An 18937-nucleotide genomic window follows, 5' to 3' on the forward strand; every position below is an offset into this window, starting at 1 on the left:
GTTGCATTGGCTGTTACTTAAAATTCAATCGACCGAGCCGCAGGCCGAGTCGCTCAGTGACGTGCTCATGGAGCATGGTGCATTGTCTGTCAGCATAGAAGATGCGCACGCCGACACGATGGCCGAGCAGGCCATTTTCGGCGAACCTGGCGACCCGCCACCGGGTATCTGGGAACAGAATATCGTCACTGCCATGCTGGATGCCGAGGCAGATGTGCAGGCGCTACTGGCGAATGTGCAGTCTGACTTGCAACTGGATGGCTTGAAGTACCAGGTGGAACAGATTGAAGAGCAGGACTGGGTGCGGGCGACACAAGCCCAGTTTGACCCAATCCGCGTGACCGATCAGTTGTGGATTGTGCCTTCATGGCATCAGGCACCGAATGCCGATGCCATCAATATTGTGCTGGATCCAGGCCTGGCTTTTGGTACCGGTAGTCATCCAACCACGCATTTATGCTTGAGCTGGCTGGCGCAATTGCCCAAGCCCTTATTGGCCAAGGCCAATGTGCTGGATTACGGCTGTGGCTCAGGGATTTTGGCCATTGCAGCTAAAAAGTTAGGCGCGCAGAGTGCTATCGGTGTTGATATTGACGGGCAAGCCGTGATTGCCAGCCGCGATAATGCGGCTAATAATCAGGTGGATGCCGTATTTTATGATTCTGCAGACTACCTGCATGAGCCATTTGATATTGTGGTGGCTAATATTCTCTCCAGTGCGCTGATGGTATTGGCGCCAGTGATTGCCAAATCTTGCAAAAGTGGCGGCAAAGTTGCATTATCCGGCATATTGGATAGCCAGCAGGACATCTTGCTGGCACGTTACTCAGAGTGGTTTGATATGGATGCCCCCATCCAGCAAGATGGATGGGTCTTGCTGACGGGAAGCAGAAAATGTCCTTAATTACGGCCTGCCCGGCCTGCCAAACACAATTCGAAGTCACTGACGAACAATTGCAAGCCTATGCAGGCAAGGTGCGCTGTGGCGAATGCGACCATGTGTTTGATGCTGGCTCGCATTTGCTATCGTCAATTACGCCACCCTTGCCGGCCGCCGATACGACTGAAGTGGCCAGCGATGCCGCCGTGTATTTTAAAGTGAGTGCCGAAGCGGCACAAAGCGACAATACCTCCGTAGTGCCAGATTTTTCGCTGCGACCAGACCTGCCATTAGACGATGTTTTTTCCACGCCATTGCATGCAGAAGGCGCGGATTCAGAACCTGTTATCCCGGCATTTTTACGTGATATCTCCCTTGCCGATGAGCGGCCAGTGCCCGTGGAAAGCGCTGCCAGCCAACGTGTGTTTATCGCGCTAGCAGGCGCCCTGCTGTTACTGCTTGGCTTGCAATTAACATATTTCTCGCGCACCAGCCTGGCGGCCACTTACCCGCAAACCAAACCGCTCTTGCTGGCATTGTGCAAGCCGCTGCATTGCGATGTCAGTGTGCCGCGCGAGATTGCCCAGTTGACCATTGATGACGCTGATATTCAGGAGCATAAAGAGCGTCAGGGCGTACTCATTTTTTCCAGTGTGCTAATGAATCATGGCAGCGTTGCGCAGGCTTACCCTACAGTAGAACTGACCCTGACCAATACCGCTGATGAGCCGGTGCTGCGTAAAACGCTCGCACCATCGGAGTATTTGCCTGCCTCGGTCAAGGTTGCCGATGGACTGGCCCCGCAGCAAGAGCAAGCAGTGAAAACCTTGCTCGGCGTCGATGAAAAACTGGTCACCGGCTTCCGCGTTGCCATCGCCTACTAAGTACTCCTGTATTTAGCGGCGAGCAAGTTGCGCCTGCGTTGCACCCACTTCCATCATTACTTTTCCCAGCACCTCAATAGCGGCGGTGCGTACAAAGCTTTTACGCCAAGCTAAGGCAATGCGTCGGCTAGGTGCGGGTTTGCTAAACGGGATGACTCGAATCAGCGGATTTTGATAGCGCGATACGGTCGCCATGGCCGGTAAAACCGTGATCCCCAGATTGGAAGCCACCATATTACGTATGGTCTCCAGTGAATTCCCTTGTAATACCTCCCCTTTGCGGCTCAACTCCGGGCAGGCCTGCGTCACCTGGTTACTAAAGCAATGGCCAGTATTCAACAACAGCACTTTCTCGTTACTTAACTCATCCGCATGAATGGTCTTGCGCGTCGCCCATGGATGGCTCACCGGCACAACGACATTAAAGTCTTCATCGTAAAGCGGGATGGTTTCAATGCCAGGCACATCAAATGGCAAAGCAATGACGGCGGCATCAATGACACCATTTTTGAGTTGCTGCTCCAGGGTCGCGGTGATGTTTTCTTCCACCTCCAGCGGCATATGCGGTGCCGTTTTTATCAATGGCGGAATGATTTCCGGCAGCAAGTAAGGCCCTACCGAGTGAATCATGCCCAGTTTAAACAGGCCGTTCAGCGGGTCGTTGCCATGTTTAGCCATGTCTTTGATTTTGGCCGCCTGCTCCAGCACGATATTCGCCTGCGCAATAATCTGCTCGCCGATCTCGGTGGGTGTGACCTCATTGCGGTTGCGTTCAAACAATGACACGCCTAGTTCTTCTTCCAGCTTTTTAATACCCAGGCTCAGCGCGGGCTGGGTGACAAAGCATTTTTCGGCTGCGCGGCGAAAATTACGTTCTTGTGCCACGGCTAACACAAACTTCAATTCAATCAGGGTCATGGCGGTGCTCTTATCAGGTGATGGCTGCTAGTGTAATTCTATTAATTTTATTAATCAATAATATCAAAACATACAATTATGCAAATTAATATCGCTTGCCTAGAATGCAAGTCATGTACTCACTCGCACTTCATTCATAAGGAGAAAACATGTTGGCCTGGCTGTATACCGAACCCCCTGATTTGCAGGAAACATTGGCGGCTTACGCTGCCTGCTTTTAATCAGCAACAAGATCGCTTTGATCATTTGGGTGATGAACTATTATCGCAATAATTAAGAAGTAGTATATTGATCATCTGGTCATCTCTGGAGCCTGGATGATCATAATCGAAAAAGGAGCTTAAAAATGGAGAATAAACAACACGCGACCGGCAAGTGTCCTTTTAGCCATGGGGCAATTACCGCCAGCGGCCAATCCAATACCAATTGGTGGCCCAATGCTTTAAATCTGGATATCCTGCATCAGCAAGATCGCAAGACTAATCCGCTGGGGGAGGCTTTTGATTATCGCCAGGCTGTCGCTACCCTCGATGTGGCGGCCGTGAAAAAAGACCTGCATGCTTTAATGACCGACAGCCAGGCATGGTGGCCAGCTGATTGGGGGCATTATGGTGGCTTAATGATTCGCCTGACCTGGCATGCGGCCGGGACTTATCGTGTGGCGGATGGGCGTGGCGGTGCAGGCACGGGCAACCAGCGTTTTGCACCGCTCAATAGCTGGCCTGATAACGTCAACCTCGACAAGGCACGTCGCCTGCTGTGGCCGATCAAGAAGAAATATGGCAACAAGCTGTCCTGGGCAGATTTGATCGCCCTCGCCGGCACTATCGCTTACGAGTCCATGGGCCTGAAAACGTTTGGTTTCGCTTTTGGCCGTGCCGATATCTGGCATCCGGAAAAAGATATTTACTGGGGTAACGAAAAAGAGTGGCTGGCCAAAACCGGTAGCGAAGGTAATCGTTATTCCGGCCAGCGCGATCTCGAAAACCCGCTCGCAGCGGTGATGATGGGCCTGATCTATGTCAATCCGGAAGGTGTGGATGGCAACCCTGATCCATTAAAAACAGCGCACGATATCCGTGAAACTTTTGCCCGCATGGCCATGAATGATGAAGAAACTGTGGCATTGACGGCAGGTGGTCACACCGTGGGCAAGGCACACGGCAACGGCCAGGCCAGCAACCTGGGTGCCGACCCTGAAGCAGCCGATGTGCATGAGCAAGGCCTGGGCTGGAACAACCATACGACACGTGGCATTGGCCGTGACTCAGTCACCAGTGGCATTGAAGGCGCCTGGACCACACACCCGACGCGTTGGGATAACGGCTATTTTGCCATGCTGTTTAACCACGAATGGGCGCTGAGCAAGAGCCCGGCTGGTGCATGGCAGTGGACGCCTGTGAGCATCAAGGAAGAAGACAAACCGGTCGATGTTGAAGATCCTAGCATCCGCTATAACCCGATTATGACCGATGCTGACATGGCCATGATTAAAGACCCGGCTTATCGTCAGATTTCGGAGCGTTTTCGTGATGACCAGGCATACTTTTCCGAGGTATTTGCCCGTGCCTGGTTCAAGCTGACGCACCGCGATATGGGGCCAAAAGCCCGTTATATTGGTCCAGATGTGCCGCAGGAAGACCTGATCTGGCAAGACCCGGTGCCTGCTGGTAATGCACTGAACGAGGCTGATGTCGCTAGTTTGAAAGCGCAAATTCTGGGTAGCGGCCTGACCACTGCAGAGCTGGTTGCCACCGCCTGGGACAGTGCCCGTACTTTCCGTGCGTCGGATTATCGTGGCGGTGCCAATGGGGCGCGTATTCGCCTGGCGCCACAAAAAGACTGGATAGGCAATGAGCCAGCCCGGTTACAGAAGGTGCTGGCTGTGCTGCAAGGGATTCAGCAAGCGTTTGGTAAACCAGTCAGTCTGGCCGACCTGATTGTGCTGGCAGGCACTGCCGCAGTTGAGCAAGCAGCCAAGGCGGCAGGTGTTGAGGTGAAAGTACCATTTGCTGCGGGTCGTGGCGATGCTACCGCTGAGCAGACCGATGCGGAGTCTTTTGATGTGCTGGAACCAGTGCATGATGGTTACCGCAACTGGCTGAAAGCGGACTATGTGCCCAGCCCGGAAGATATGTTGCTTGATCGTACCCAATTGATGGGATTGACCGCGCCAGAAATGACGGTGCTGATCGGCGGTCTGCGAGTGCTGGATACCAACCATGCCGGAAGCAAGCACGGCGTGTTTACCGATAGACCTGGTGTGCTCAGTAACGACTTCTTTGTTAACCTGACTGATATGCGTTATACATGGGTGCCAACAGGGCAAAACCTGTATGAAGTGCGTGACCGCAGTACGGGTGCAGTGAAGTGGACTGCGACACGTGTGGACCTCGTGTTCGGCTCTAACTCGATATTGCGTGCTTATGCAGAGCTGTATGCGCAAGACGATGCTAAACAGAAATTTGTGCAGGATTTTGTGGCTGCCTGGACGAAAGTCATGAATGCAGATCGGTTTGATTTGAAGTAGTTGCTATTTTTGTAAAGCGAAAGCGCCTCGAGCAATCGAGGCGCTTTTTTATTTGTGGATCGGATCTCGTAGAGAAGGTAATTCTTAGGTTTGTGTATTTATGTGGTGTTGCTTTTCGCCTTTTTGGCGAGTTACTTTTCTTTGCTTGCACAAAGAACAAGTAACCAAAAGAAAGTGCACCCCAACTTCCGCTTGTTTCCTGTGCTACTCGGTTTGCCGGGCGGCAATCAAAAACTCGCTCCTTTGGAGCTCAAACAGTTGCTTGCCGAAGACCCCCGTCAACCCTGCGTTGCTCGGCGCGGCAGATGGGGGCCCCGAACACCAAGTGAGCGCCATCGTTTAGAAGGTTTAACAAAAGAATCTAGTTTTTGAATCGTCCGAACTAAACCAATGCAAGTTAGATGAGACAAATCCCATTCCATCACGCTGAGTAGCGGAGGCAAAATAAGAGTAGAGGGAGCGACTGTTCGAATCCCGCGGTGGGCTGCGTATTGTGCAGCCCGCTAGGATGAGTTTCGTGACCGCTTATTTTGTTGAGCAACGCAAGGGAGCCGTCAGGCCGTGATGGCTGGGTGCCCTCTTCTTTGGTTACTTTCTGAGGGGCAAGCATCAGAAAGTGACGCGCCTAGAGGCGAAAAGGAACCCTCCAGAAAACGAGCAACCTTTTATTCCCACCTCACTTCGTTTGGACTCCAGCCATACCGCAATCACGCAAAACGCTACATTTATGACTAAATATTTCACGGTATGACTGATCCTGCTAATTTTCCCAACACCCCGCAAGTCCTTTGCAGTGTCTGCTAGAATACAGCCATGGATATTTATTTGATGCTGAAGGCCGTGATCATGGGCCTGGTCGAAGGCGCGACCGAGTTTATTCCTGTCAGTAGTACTGGACATCTGATCATTACCGGGGAGTGGCTGGATTTTCTCTCTAAAGATAAACGCGATGTGTTTGAAATCATCATCCAGTTGGGCGCGATCCTGGCGGTCTGCGTGGAATACCGCCAGCGTCTCTGGAATACGGTGCAACGCATTCAAACCGACACCAACGCTCAACATTTTGTACGCAACCTGATTATTGCCTTTTTACCAGCTGCGCTGATCGGCCTGGCATTTCATCATCAGATTAAAGAACATTTGTTTTCCTCATTCACGGTGGGTATTGCGCTGGTCGTTGGCGGCGTACTGATTTTACTGATTGAAAAATTTGCGCCTGCAGGCAAAACGAGCGATGTTGACCAGATCACGGCCAAGCAAGCATTGCAGATTGGTTTTGCTCAGTCGCTGGCCTTGTTCCCCGGCATGTCACGTTCAGGTGCCACGATTCTGGGTGGTATGTGTTTTGGCCTGAGTCGTCAGACCGCGACTGAGTTTTCATTCTTTCTGGCGTTGCCGATTATGTTTGCGGCGACCGGGCTGGATTTATACCAGGCGCGTGATTTGTTGTCTGCTGATGATGCGCTGATTTTCTTGATTGGCTTTGTGGTTTCGTTCCTGTCTGCGCTGGTGGTGATTCGTGCGTTGATCCGTTTCGTGGCCCAGCATTCATTTGCGGTGTTTGCCTGGTATCGCATCGTATTTGGTATTCTGATATTGGCCTTTTTTGCACATTAATCTGTTTAAGGTGTGAGTCATGAATCGTGCACTGTTTAAAAAAATTGCGTTAGGCATCGCTGCGCTGCTGGCGCTGTTGCTATTGGTGGTGGTTTACCTGGCGGTGACTTTTAATCCTAACGATTACAAGCCAACCGTGATTCAGTTGGTGAAAGACAAAAAACAGCGCATGCTGGATATCAAGGGTGACATCAAGCTCAGCTTCTGGCCAAAAATCGGTGCTGATTTAGGTGAAATCACTTTGTCCGAGCATCAATCTGACAAACAGTTTGCTGCGATTAAAAGCGCCAAAGTGGCGCTGGCAGTATTGCCCCTGCTCAAAAAAGAAATCGTGGTGGATACCGTTTACCTGGATGGCGCGCAGGTCAATGTGATTCAGCATGCCGATGGCAGCTTCAACTTTGATGATTTGCTGAGCAAGGAAGAGGAAGAGTCACAGCAGATTAATTTTGATGTGCAAGGCGTCAAAATCACTAACACCCAGGCCAGTTTTAGCAATGAAGGCACAGGCGCGCAATATAGTGTAGACCAGTTTAACCTGACCACTGGTCAAGTGGCGTTGAAAAAGCCGTTTGATGTGGCGACAGATTTTCACCTGGCGGCTAACCAGCCTGCCATCGATGCGAAAGCGGCGATCAAGGTCAATATCATGGCTGACCCGGAAGGTAAGCATTTTGTTGTTAAAGGCTTAGACGCACAATTAAAGGGTGCGCTGCTGGATGGGCAGGACGTCACAGTCACTGCGCAAGGCTCAGTGGATGTTGATGCTGCGAAAACGGCATTGGATGTATCTGGCCTGAAACTGGCCATGCAAGGGAACTTTAAAGGCGCTCAACGCGATGTCAGCGTACAGGCGCCTGCCTTGACAGTGAATCCAACGCTCATCAGTAGCGACAAAGTATTGCTGTCACTCAAGCAGAAAGATGCCAATGGCGATGTGGACTTGGCCGTGGTACTGGCTGAATTAAAGGGTAATCAACAGGCAGTGGAAAGCAAAGGCATTACAGCGGATATTAATGTCAATGCGGGTGCGCGCAAAGTGGAAGGCCACTTCGCATCCCCGGTGAAAGCCAATCTGACCGACCTGATTTTTGAAGTACCTGCGTTGGCTGGCAAATTTGATATTAAAGACCCGGCTTTGCCTAATGGTGCCATGCAGGGCCAGTTCAAGCTGGCAGCCAATGCCAATGTGAAACAAGAGCAGGTTAAAACCACGTTTGACTTAGTGCTGGCGGAAACCAAACTGAATGGCGATGTGAGTGTCGCCGGTTTCAGTACGCCGCATATTGGTTTCAAGCTGCATGCTGATACTTTGAACTTGAACGCGCTGCTCGGCAATGCAGGTGGTAAAAAAGAGCTTGCAGCGAGCAGCGCTAAAGTCAGCACCAAAGCAGATAAACCTGCCGACCTGAGCGCCTTAAAAACCTTGTTCCTTGATGGCAGCATCAATATCGGCAAGATTTTATACAGTCCCTATACCTTGAGTGGTCTCAATGTTGGCATCAAAGCCGATGGACAAAAGCTCGCCTTGCAAGGCCTGGATGTCAAACTGGATGACACGCGTATTCAAGGTAATGTCGGGGTTAGCCAGTTCAGCAAGCCTTTATATACGTTTGACCTCAATATAGACAAGCTGGATTTGAATCGCTACTTGCCGCAATCGACGGCCAGCGCCAGTGAAAGCAAACCTGCTGACAAAGCGGCCGATAAGGCTGAGCAACCGATTGATTTGTCTGCCTTGAAAGCACTGAATGCGCAGGGCAGTATCCGTGTGGGTTGGTTGAAATATGGCAAAACAGAAGCTAAAAACCTTAATATTGGTTTGAAAGCACAAGATGGGCTGGCGAGTCTGGATCCGCTCAATGTGGATGTCTATCAGGGCACGGTGCGCGGCGCAGTCAAGCTGGATGCCCGTGCGACCCCCGCGCTGGCGATTCAACAAAGCCTGCAAAATATCGCCGTCGGCCCGTTGTTGGTCGATACTATTAATAATGACATGCTGTCTGGCAACGGTAACTTGAATTTAAATGTGACAGCGCAAGGTAATACGGTGACGGCGCTAAAAAAGTCACTGGGCGGCTCGGTTGATTTGCGTATGGCTGAAGGCGCCGTGAAAGGCTTTGATCTGGCTGGCGCGATCCGGGACGCCAAAGGCAAGCTGAATGTGCTCAAAGGCCAGTCGGATGCCGATGCGGATAAAGGCAAAAAAACAGACTTTAGTGAGTTGACGGCAACGTTTAATATCAAAAACGGTGTTGCGCACAATGACGACCTGGCCATGAAGGCGCCGGTTTTTCGGTTGACCAAGGGCGAAAGCAAGGGCGATATCGATATTGGCAAAGAACAGATTAACTATCTGGCCAAGCCAACGCTGGTCAATTCGCTCAAAGGTCAGGGTGGTAAAGATGCCGAGCAGCTTGGTAGCGTGGGTGTGCCAGTTAAAATAACGGGCACTTTTGCCGCGCCTAAATTTGGTATCGATATGGCCGCGTTGGGGCAAGCATTGGCGAAATCCGTGGCACTGGATGCGATTACCGACAAACTTGGCGGCACGAAGGCCGACGCTTTAAAAGGATTGCTCAATGGCAAATCATCTAGCGATAGCGCGGGTGGTGATGCCTCCAAATCCGAAAGCGGGACAACAACGGAACCAGCCAAGCCTGCCGACCAGCTCAAGCAGAAGGCCTTGAAAAAGCTGTTGAACTTCTAGCTGTGAGTGAATTTGCCGAAAAACTGATTGCCTGGCAGCAGGTTCATGGTCGCCATGATTTGCCGTGGCAACAAACGCGTGATCCTTACGCCGTGTGGGTGTCTGAAATCATGCTGCAACAAACGCAGGTGTCGGCCGTCATCGGCTACTATGACCGCTTTATGCAGCGTTTTCCCACCATCGCCAGTCTGGCCGAGGCTGAGCAGGACGAGGTGATGCGTCATTGGAGTGGTTTGGGCTATTACTCCCGCGCACGTAACCTGCATCATGCTGCGCAGACTATCATGCGTGAGCATAGTGGTATTTTTCCAACAGATTTCGATACCATCCAGACACTTAAAGGCATAGGCCGCTCAACGGCTGCCGCGATTAGTGTATTCGCTTTTAATCAGCGCCAGACCATTTTAGATGGCAATGTTAAGCGTGTGCTGGCCAGGTTGTATGCGGTAGATGGCTGGCCAGGCTTGCCCGAAGTTGAAAAAAAACTGTGGCAAATTGCTGAAGCGTTATTGCCTGATGATGGTTTGCCAGCGTATGTGCAAGGCTTAATGGACTTTGGTGCGACCTTCTGCACGCGCAGCAAACCGCGGTGCGATGATTGCCCTATGCAGGATCAGTGTCAGGCATATCAACAACAGCGTGTGGCTCAGCTGCCCGCCTCTAAACCGCGCAAAGCATTGCCAGAAAAGCAGGTCACCATGCTGATGATTGTGGATGCGGGTGAGATTTTGCTGGAGCGTCGGCCCAATCAGGGGATATGGGGAGGGTTATGGAGCCTGCCTGAATTATCTTCTACGCAAATAGCCGTGCCGCATGTGCAGGATAGCCTGGGATTGGAAACCGAGACACTCGAAGTGTTGCCAGTGTTGTGGCATACCTTTACACATTTCAAACTTGAAATTACGCCGCAACCATTACAGCTGACCGGGCGACGGCCTGCCCTCCCCCCTCATATGCAGTGGCTGACCTTCTCTGACGCGATTTCAGCGGCACTGCCAACGCCTGTGCGCACTTTAATTAAAGCGTTCAAACAGCCTTAGGCGGGTGCCTAGAGGTTTGCGAGTCGAAATACATGGGTGGCCAACTCGGCCTGATTGTTCTTGAGATGTTTTAATAAAGAAGGCGCGCTATCAGGTTTCACCAGCGCTTTTGTGTAAATCACAGGCAACTCAAAAATAGCGATTTCGCGCTCAACAATATTCAAGTTCGCGTGCGCAGAACCTTGAATCACATCCATAAGCTTGTCGTAGACATTATCCGTGACGCGGGTGTAAGGGAATAAAATCCAGAAGTCAGTGCCTTCCCTGCCGACCAGATCTGAACGTCTAAACGAACGCTGCAAATCGTGTGTCAAAGAAGAGAGCTGGCGCAATGCCTCAGGCGCGCCATAAGCCTCGCCCAGGCTGTTGTCATCCCCATAGGCAATTCTCACCAGGGCGACATTGAAGTCATCAGAGTGTCTGATCAGCACTTGGCAAATCCAGTCTAATGTATCTATAAAACGACTACATAACTGAATGTCAGAAATCATGAGAAGCCCCGGTTAGAATCATATATAAAGGTATGGACAGCAAAAGACACTGTTAAACATTGCTATCCTAGCAGAAACTTTTAGATAAATTCAGTTTGAACAGCCTAGTAAAACCGCTCCTTTTCATAACCTTGCAATTTCCAGAACTAGTCAGACTGTTGCAATTCTGCAACAAATCAAACTTGCGCTAAGCAATTTGACGTATTCACTTGCGCCCAAAGCCCTGCATTTGCAAAAATTGCTCTGACCTTGTTGGAAATGCTTTAAGTGATTCCGCAGGAGTTCTCGAGTATGAGCGTTTTTGCGCTCATCTTAAAAAGCAATATCCTTACACAAGTTGTGAAAACAACATTTTTGGAGATTCGTATGAATACAAAATTGAACGTTGCAGTTGCAGCAGCTCTGTTCGCTGCCGCTACTGGCGCACAAGCTGGCATCACTATCCCAGCTGGTGACTGGACTCTGGACATCGGTGGCGTTGTAAACGCTTACTACACTCACACTAGCTTCAGCGGTGATGACTCTGCTGCTGGCGAGTACAAAAATGGTGACAGCGTAGCTAACATCACTACAGGTTTGCTGCCAAACTACCTGAGCGTTTCTGGTAAAACACGTCAGAACGACCTGGATGTTGGTTTCACAATCAGCATCAACCCAGGTGCTTCTACAACACAAGCTGGTAAGCAATCTTCACAACAAGAAAACCGTCAAGCATTCTTGACTTTCGGTGATGCTTCATGGGGTTCTATCAAGCTGGGTAAAGATCTGGGCATTTACGCTTCAGACGCTATCTTGAACGACCAAACTCTGTTGGGCGTTGGTTCTGCTGCTGGCTCTTTGGCTGGCAACACAACAACTTTGGGTCGTATCGGCCGTGGTTTCATGTATGCTGACTGGAAAGCACAAGTTGCTTACACCTCACCAAACTGGAACGGTTTCCAATTCACAGCTGGTTTGACACAAGGCTGGAACGCAATCGCTGCTAACGGCGGTGTTGGTTCTACTGACCGTGCTGGTTCACAAACTGCGTACGAAGGTAAAGCTTCTTACGAGTGGACAGGTGATGTAGCTGGTAAAGTTTGGGCATCTGCTATCAGCCAAAAGGTTGAAGGTTTAGCTGGTGCTTCAACAACTGCATCAGTTGCAGATCTGGGTACTGGTGTAGTGACAACTACAACAACTGCAGGTACTAACTTCGGTAGCGAGCGTGCTTACGCATGGGATATCGGTACTAGCCTGAAATTTGCTGACTTCGGTCTGGTTGGTTACTACGGCCAAGGTAAAGGTATCGGCCAAACAGTTCAGTTTGCTGGTGGTTTCGATGCTAACGGCAAACGTCGTGACTCTGACCAATGGTACGTACAAGGTTCTTACACTGTTCCAGGCGTAGGTACTAAGTTGGCTGCTTCTTACGGTGAATCTACATTGGACGGTAACGGTGCTGACACATTCAGCGACGTTAAAGCTAACATGTGGACAGTTGGTGCTTACCACCCTCTGACAAAACACCTGAACTTGGTTGCTGAATACTCTGTTGCTAAAGACGAAACAAACAATCGTACTGTTGCAGATACAGATGTTAAAGCAAAAACCATCTCTCTGGGTGCGATCCTGTTCTTCTAGTTTAATTGCAGTTTAACTGCTTAAATTAAAAGTCAGAAAAACGGCAACTTCGGTTGCCGTTTTTTTATCTCAATAAAAGCTTATCTGCTGATAGTGGTTAATAAATTATGAATTTGTATCCTGTTACGATCGTTGAAAATTTTTATGAAGACCCAGACGCAGTAAGGACTTTTGCGCTGAATCAGAAATACCAATATCGCCATCAATTGAAAGATGTACCTTACGTATTTCCAGGGGCTCGCACAAAAGATTTATCCGTCATTAATAAGCCTTTATTTGAGAAGCTGAGCACAAAAATCATCTCGTTATTTCATAACTCAGAATATGAGCATATGCGCTGGGCAATTTCGACCAACTTTCAGAGTGTGAGTGAAGATTATGGTAGAGGTGTAATTCACACTGATGGTAATGCGGTGTTTGCAGCCGTATTGTATTTAAGTCCAGATGCGCCACTCGATTCAGGCACCTCACTGTTCAGGCCAAATAAAAGTTTTGATCAAGATGCCTATGAGAAAGCGTTAAAGGTAAACGATAAGCGCTTTGCAGACGGGACAGTGAAGATGGATACCGCTTATCACAGCATGTTCGATGAAATCGTACGCATCAATAATGTGTATAACACTTTGATTTTGTATGAAGGCCGTCACTTTCATGCCGCAAATAACTTCTTTGGCAAAACCTTAAAAGACTCACGCTTGGCGCAAGTCTTTTTTGTCAGCAGTATTGATGCGCAGAAACACAGCTCATTCCCACTATGGCGTAGCCAGCAGGTGCATATCTAATTTAATCGTCTATCCCTAATTCCTGGATTTTGCGCGTCAGCGTATTGCGTCCCATGCCTAGCTGATTGGCCGCTTCAATGCGACGGCCATCGGTATGGGCCAAGGCTCGCGTGATAAGGATGCGTTCAAACTCCTTGGTTTTTGCATCCAGGATATTGGTTTCGCCTCGATTGAGCGCATCTGTAACTTCTTGCGCTAATGCTTCTTGCCAGGAGCCGCCCGTGTTGTGCTTGCCGGTATCTTCTTTCAGTTCTGGTGGCAGGTCATTCACGTCTACGTTCTGGCCGGGTGCCATGACAGTGAGCCAGTGACAGACGTTTTCCAGTTGGCGGACGTTACCGCTCCAATTCACTGACATCAGGTATTTGATGGCCGCTTGGGATAATTGTTTAGGCTCTACACCCAGCTGTTGAGCGCTGTGGGCGAGAAAATGCTTGGTCAGCAAGGGGATGTCTTCCCTGCGCTCGCGCAAAGGCGGCAGGCGCAGGCGGATGACGTTTAAGCGGTGAAACAAGTCTTCACGGAACAGGCCTTGTTTAACGCGCTCTTCCAGATCCTGGTGCGTGGCCGCAATGACGCGTACATTGACCTTGATTGGCTGGTGGCCGCCGACCCGATAGAACTGGCCATCGGATAGCACGCGCAATAAGCGTGTTTGCAAGTCTGCAGGCATGTCGCCGATTTCATCCAGAAATAAGGTGCCGTTGTCTGCCTGCTCAAAGCGCCCTCTTCTGGCCGCTGCGGCGCCGGTAAACGCGCCGCGTTCGTGGCCAAACAATTCGGATTCCAGCAAATCTTTAGGGATCGCTGCGGTGTTAATCGCGATAAATGGTTTGTCTGCACGTGGGCTATGTCTGTGCAGCGCGCTGGCGACCAACTCTTTACCGCTGCCAGACTCACCATTGATGAGTACCGTTGAATGTGAGCGGCTCAAGCGACCAATGGCGCGGAACACCTCTTGCATGGCTGGTGCCTGACCGATAATTTCTGGCGATGGGCCGGTGTCTTCGACGGCTTCAACCGATTGGCGCATGCTCTCTTCAACCGCACGTTTGATAATTTCAATGGCTTGGTCGACATCAAAAGGCTTGGCCAGATATTCAAAGGCGCCACCCTGAAATGCCGCCACTGCACTTTCCAGGTCGGAGTAAGCAGTCATGATAATGACGGGGATATCCGGAAAGCGCTGTTTTACCTCTGACAGAAAGTCCAGCCCGGAGCCGTTAGGCATGCGAATGTCGCTGACAATCACTTGTGGTTGCTCGCGGTTTAAGGCATTCAGTGCTTCTGCAGGGGACGAGAAGGTTTTGAAATCAAAGTCTGTGCGTGCCAGTGCTTTTTCAAACACCCAGCGGATGGATTTGTCGTCGTCTAAGATCCAGATTGGTTTCATAGCTATTTCTCGTCAATTATTATGCTGATGATTTTAATTGCGTACTTTCAATCGGTAGCAATATATGAAAGGTTGTTTTGCCTGGCTGTGAATCGCAATCTATCATGCCATGGTGCTGCGTAATAAATGTTTGCGCCAACGCTAGCCCCAGGCCTGTGCCGCCTTCGCGACCCGAAACCAGAGGGTAAAAAATACGTTCTTTAATGCCTGCCGGGATGCCAGGGCCGTTATCAATAATTTCAAGATGGATACCAACGCGGTAGCGTTTCCTGGCCAGCGTAATCTGGCGTTCTGCACGCGTGCGGAAGGTAATGCTTGCGCTTTCCGTCTGGCTTTGTTGCATGGCTTGCGCGGCGTTGCGGGCGATGTTCAGCACCGCCTGAATCAACTTTTCGCGGTCGCCTATTAGCTCGGGCAGGCTGGTATCATAATCGCGAATGACGCGGATATGATTGGGGGATTCCGCCAGCAATAAACTGCGTACGCGTTCCAATACTTCATGAATGTTGGTCGGCTCGTATTTGGGTACGCGATGGGGCGCCAGCAGCCTATCCATCAAGCTGTGCAGGCGATCCGCCTCTTTAATAATGACTTGCGTGTATTCTTTCAGGCTAGCTTGTGGCAGCTCGAATTCAAGCAATTGCGCTGCGCCGCGCAAACCACCCAAGGGGTTGCGGATTTCGTGTGCCAGATTGCGCAACAACTCTGAGTTGGCTTGCTGTTGAATCAGCATGCGCTCTTCGCGCGCAATGCGCAATTGCTGGTCCATTTGCACAAACTCCAGGATCAGCATGTCCTCTGGCGTTTGGTTGAACGTGGTTGAAATGGGTGTGACGGTACAAGTGACCGCCGTGGTGTGCCCGCGTTGTGTGGTCAGCGTGAACTCGTGTTCCCGAAAGGGACCTTGAGTTTGTATGGCATTGGTGACTGCCATTTGCAGAATCTCGCAATTCACGAATACATCGTGAATGTGCAGGCCGTGAATTTGGTTGGCGCTAAACGCGAACAGTATCTCTGCACTCGAGTTTGCATAGGTTACTTCCAGCTGGTTATTGAGCAGAATCACTGCTGTTGCAATGTGCTCTAAACCGCTAAACCCGTGGGGAGATTTTTGAACCATATCCTAAGCTTGTTAAAAAGAGTGAATCACGCCCTGTTTTAAAGCAAAAGCCAAGCCAATTCTAACTCAGGTGTCAAAAATGGTTTAAAGAATTCCCAAAATGGTGCGTTTACAGATTAAGTTCTTTGTTGAGTAGCTCGATGTTACGCTCATGGGCCTGAATTTCGGCTTCAATCACATGTAGTTTTTCATCGTATTTTGCGACGTTTCTAAAGGTTTTTCCATTGGCGCCTTTATAGACTTCGGGCGTATTTTGCGCCTCTTCGTAGAGCTGTTTTGCATGTTCAAGTGCTTGTTTTTCTTGCTCTAATTCACTCATGAGCAATTCGCGGCGTTTTTGGTCGCGCTGGTTTTGCGTCTGGTTATCCACTTTGGGGAAATTAGCCGGAGAGGGGGCTTTTGCGCTAGGTTTTTTTTCACGCGCAACGGGTGGTGGCTCCGCCGTTTTTGGGCCGCTAATGACCAATTCTGCTTTGCTGTGACCTTCTGGCTTGATATTGGTGTAAGTGGTCACACCATTGCTGTCCGTATACTTGTAGATATCCGCCAGGCAGCTGCTTGATGCCAGTACAAAAGCGAGAACGTAAAAAAGTCTTTTCATGGCAATAGTTTAGAGTAGATTGTTGAGGTTATCAACGTGTGTTTACTGCAAAAGGTTGGCGATGCTGAGTGTGCATAAAAAAACAGGGCAGCCTAAGCTGCCCTGTTTTGGTGCGTCTCTTGCGATTAGCAGGAGTAGTACAAACCAAACTCAACAGGGTGTGGTGTTTGACGCAATTTGGTAACTTCTTCCATTTTTAATGCAATGTAAGAGTCAATCCAGTCATCAGTGAACACACCACCGCGTGTCAGGAACTCGCGGTCTTTGTCCAGGTACTCAAGCGCTTGCTCCAATGAAGAACACACGGTTGGAATCAATGCATCTTCTTCTGGTGGCAGATGGTACAAGTCTTTTGTCGCTGGTTCACCTGGGTGAATTTTGTTCTGAACGCCATCCAGGCCAGCCATCAGCAAAGCTGAGAAAGCCAGGTATGGGTTGGCAATCGGGTCTGGGAAGCGAGCTTCAACACGACGTGCTTTGTCTGAATGTACGAATGGGATACGGATCGCAGCAGAACGGTTTTTAGCAGAGTAAGCCAGTTTTACCGGTGCTTCGTAATGTGGCACCAGGCGCTTGTATGAGTTAGTGCCTGGGTTAGTGATCGCGTTCAATGCGCGCGCGTGTTTGATGATGCCGCCGATGTAGTACAGGGCGAAATCGCTCAAACCAGCATAGCCGTTACCTGCAAACAGGTTTTTGCCATCTTTCCATACGGATTGATGCACGTGCATACCAGAACCGTTATCGCCAAACATTGGTTTAGGCATAAAGGTTGCAGTTTTACCGTAAGCGTGCGCGGTGTTGGTCACTACGTATTTCAGGATTTGCGTCCAGTCAGCACGTTGTGTCAGTGTTGCAAATTTAGTACCGATTTCACATTGACCAGCAGTCGCCACTTCATGGTGGTGCACTTCAACTGGCACGCCCAGCTCTTCCAGTGTCAATACCATGGCAGAACGGATGTCGTGCAGTGAGTCGACTGGTGGTACTGGGAAGTAGCCACCTTTAACGCCTGGACGGTGGCCTGTGTTGCCGCCTTCGAATTTTTCACCTGATGACCAGGCTGCTTCTTCGGAGTTGATCTTAACGAAGCTACCACCCATGGTGGCATCCCATTGTACGCTGTCAAAAATGAAGAACTCTGGCTCAGGACCGAAGTAGGCTGTGTCGCCCAGGCCGCTGGATTTCAGGTAGGCTTCAGCGCGTTTCGCCAAGCTACGTGGGTCGCGGTCGTAACCTTTACCATCTGTAGGGTCAACAACATCACAGGTTAAAACCAATGTTGGCTCGTCAAAAAACGGGTCAATGTATGCGGTGCTTGCATCAGGCATCAGTTGCATGTCAGAGGCTTGAATGCCTTTCCATCCAGCGATGGAAGAGCCGTCAAATGCATGGCCTTCAGTAAATTTATCTTCGTCGAAGTGAGAAACTGGCACAGTCACGTGCTGCTCTTTACCTCTGGTGTCGGTAAAACGGAAATCGACAAATTTGATGTCGTTTTCTGCAACCAATTTCATTACGTTTGCAACGGACATTACATTCTCCTCAATGATCAAGGTCTAAATTTTTAAGTTGCACACGCAAAAAGCGGGGCATGTTGCGGATGTCCCGGAACGTGAGCAAGTGTCAAACAATGGATAGTTGGGATTCAGCCGGATGACCGAATCCCAGGAAATCTCAATGTGTAATATTAGCAGGAAGCATGCCACGCCAAAATAACCATTTTGCATGGTTAAGGGGTATCTTACATAAAATTATAAAAACATCATGCACTATTTGTGTGCAATGCAACAAATTGAGCACCAAAATTGTGCATTGTGATTTTGACTTGCTTTCGCGGGTATACTCGCCGTTTTAGTCCTTGTGTGAATGAATGAAGGTGTGATTTGGAAAGCGTAGAAAATATCTTAACTCAGGCCCATGTCCGCGCCTCACAAACCGGCTTGTCATATGCAGGTGCGGTGACACCACAAGAGGCCTATGCATTGATTAGCCAGAATAGCGAAGCGGTGTTGGTCGATGTACGCTCACGTGCGGAGTTGGAATTGGTCGGGCGCGTGCCGGTAGCAACCCATGTCGAGTGGGCGTTTTATCCTGGCATGGTGGCAAATGCCGAGTTTGCTGCACAATTGCAAGCGCAAGTGGATAAATCTCGCACCGTGATTTTTATGTGCCGTACGGGCGGACGCAGCCATAATGCGGCTCTGCTGGCACAGCAATTGGGCTATAGCAATGCTTACAATATGATTGAAGGCTTTGAAGGCGAGGCCAATGCGCTGAAGCAAAGAACCTTGATTAACGGCTGGAAGCATGCTGGCCTGCCGTGGACTAATTAACGCTGTATCAAT

15 protein-coding genes are annotated in these 18937 nt (G+C 50.0%); 9 read left to right on the forward strand and 6 right to left on the reverse strand.

Features of this window, described 5'->3' with window-relative positions:
- The first annotated feature begins 1 nt into the window (after nt 1).
- On the forward strand, nt 2-904 hold the full coding sequence (gene prmA, locus GQ52_RS05190; protein ID WP_024930141.1) for a 50S ribosomal protein L11 methyltransferase: 903 nt from the start codon (nt 2-4) through the stop codon (nt 902-904).
- The gene (locus tag GQ52_RS05195; protein ID WP_047515681.1) at nt 895-1764 is read left to right on the forward strand and encodes a DUF3426 domain-containing protein; all 870 of its coding nucleotides are present in this window, start codon (nt 895-897) and stop codon (nt 1762-1764) included. The genes prmA and GQ52_RS05195 overlap by 10 nt, the downstream gene beginning before the upstream one ends.
- Nucleotides 1765-1776: 12 nt before the next feature.
- Here the strand turns inward: GQ52_RS05195 and GQ52_RS05200 are convergent, their stop codons facing one another.
- The gene (locus tag GQ52_RS05200; RefSeq protein ID WP_047515683.1) at nt 1777-2682 is read right to left on the reverse strand and encodes a hydrogen peroxide-inducible genes activator; all 906 of its coding nucleotides are present in this window, start codon (nt 2680-2682) and stop codon (nt 1777-1779) included.
- A 346-nt stretch (nt 2683-3028) separates the two neighbouring features.
- On the opposite strand from GQ52_RS05200, the gene katG reads away from it, so the two are divergent.
- The 4 genes from katG (at nt 3029) to mutY (ending at nt 10579) form a co-directional block, all read left to right on the forward strand.
- Entirely contained in the window at nt 3029-5212 is a 2184-nt protein-coding gene (katG, locus tag GQ52_RS05205) for a catalase/peroxidase HPI (protein ID WP_047515685.1), read from the forward strand.
- Between the two features lie 813 nt (nt 5213-6025).
- Nucleotides 6026-6829 (forward strand): undecaprenyl-diphosphate phosphatase, encoded by an 804-nt coding sequence (locus tag GQ52_RS05210; RefSeq protein WP_019880670.1) that lies wholly within the window; start codon nt 6026-6028, stop codon nt 6827-6829.
- A gap of 19 nt (nt 6830-6848) precedes the next feature.
- Nucleotides 6849-9539 carry an AsmA family protein gene (locus tag GQ52_RS05215; protein WP_047515687.1) on the forward strand — a complete coding sequence of 897 codons (2691 nt, stop codon included), beginning with the start codon at nt 6849-6851 and terminating at the stop codon, nt 9537-9539.
- 2 nt (nt 9540-9541) lie between these two features.
- Nucleotides 9542-10579, forward strand: coding sequence for an A/G-specific adenine glycosylase (mutY, locus tag GQ52_RS05220; protein ID WP_047515689.1), 1038 nt, complete (start codon nt 9542-9544; stop codon nt 10577-10579).
- Between the two features lie 8 nt (nt 10580-10587).
- Here the strand turns inward: mutY and GQ52_RS05225 are convergent, their stop codons facing one another.
- Nucleotides 10588-11070: a hypothetical protein gene (locus GQ52_RS05225; protein WP_024930135.1), complete on the reverse strand. Its 483-nt coding sequence runs from the start codon at nt 11068-11070 to the stop codon at nt 10588-10590.
- A 366-nt stretch (nt 11071-11436) separates the two neighbouring features.
- Here GQ52_RS05225 and GQ52_RS05230 point away from each other — a divergent pair, with 366 nt between their 5' ends.
- Both GQ52_RS05230 and GQ52_RS05235 read left to right on the forward strand, forming a co-directional pair.
- Nucleotides 11437-12693 (forward strand): porin, encoded by a 1257-nt coding sequence (locus GQ52_RS05230; protein ID WP_200884066.1) that lies wholly within the window; start codon nt 11437-11439, stop codon nt 12691-12693.
- Nucleotides 12694-12800: 107 nt separating this feature from the next.
- The gene (locus tag GQ52_RS05235) at nt 12801-13475 is read left to right on the forward strand and encodes a DUF6445 family protein (RefSeq protein ID WP_047515693.1); all 675 of its coding nucleotides are present in this window, start codon (nt 12801-12803) and stop codon (nt 13473-13475) included.
- Nucleotide 13476: 1 nt separating this feature from the next.
- Here GQ52_RS05235 and ntrC read toward each other — a convergent pair whose 3' ends face one another.
- The 4 genes from ntrC to glnA all read right to left on the reverse strand — a co-directional run bounded on the left by ntrC (nt 13477) and on the right by glnA (nt 18124).
- Entirely contained in the window at nt 13477-14868 is a 1392-nt protein-coding gene (gene ntrC / locus GQ52_RS05240; RefSeq protein WP_024930132.1) for a nitrogen regulation protein NR(I), read from the reverse strand.
- A 19-nt stretch (nt 14869-14887) separates the two neighbouring features.
- A complete protein-coding gene (gene glnL / locus GQ52_RS05245; protein WP_024930131.1) occupies nt 14888-15988 on the reverse strand; it encodes a nitrogen regulation protein NR(II) in 1101 nt (366 codons plus the stop codon).
- A 109-nt stretch (nt 15989-16097) separates the two neighbouring features.
- Nucleotides 16098-16589, reverse strand: coding sequence for a DUF4124 domain-containing protein (locus GQ52_RS05250; protein ID WP_047515695.1), 492 nt, complete (start codon nt 16587-16589; stop codon nt 16098-16100).
- A gap of 125 nt (nt 16590-16714) precedes the next feature.
- Nucleotides 16715-18124, reverse strand: a complete 1410-nt coding sequence (gene glnA / locus GQ52_RS05255) for a type I glutamate--ammonia ligase (protein WP_047515697.1) — start codon at nt 18122-18124, stop codon at nt 16715-16717.
- A gap of 351 nt (nt 18125-18475) precedes the next feature.
- Between glnA and GQ52_RS05260 the strand changes: the two genes are divergently transcribed.
- A complete protein-coding gene (locus GQ52_RS05260; RefSeq protein ID WP_047515699.1) occupies nt 18476-18925 on the forward strand; it encodes a rhodanese-like domain-containing protein in 450 nt (149 codons plus the stop codon).
- The last annotated feature ends 12 nt before the right edge of the window (nt 18926-18937 follow it).

This window comes from Methylophilus sp. Q8 (assembly GCF_000800115.1).
Classification (GTDB): Bacteria; Pseudomonadota; Gammaproteobacteria; order Burkholderiales; family Methylophilaceae; genus Methylophilus.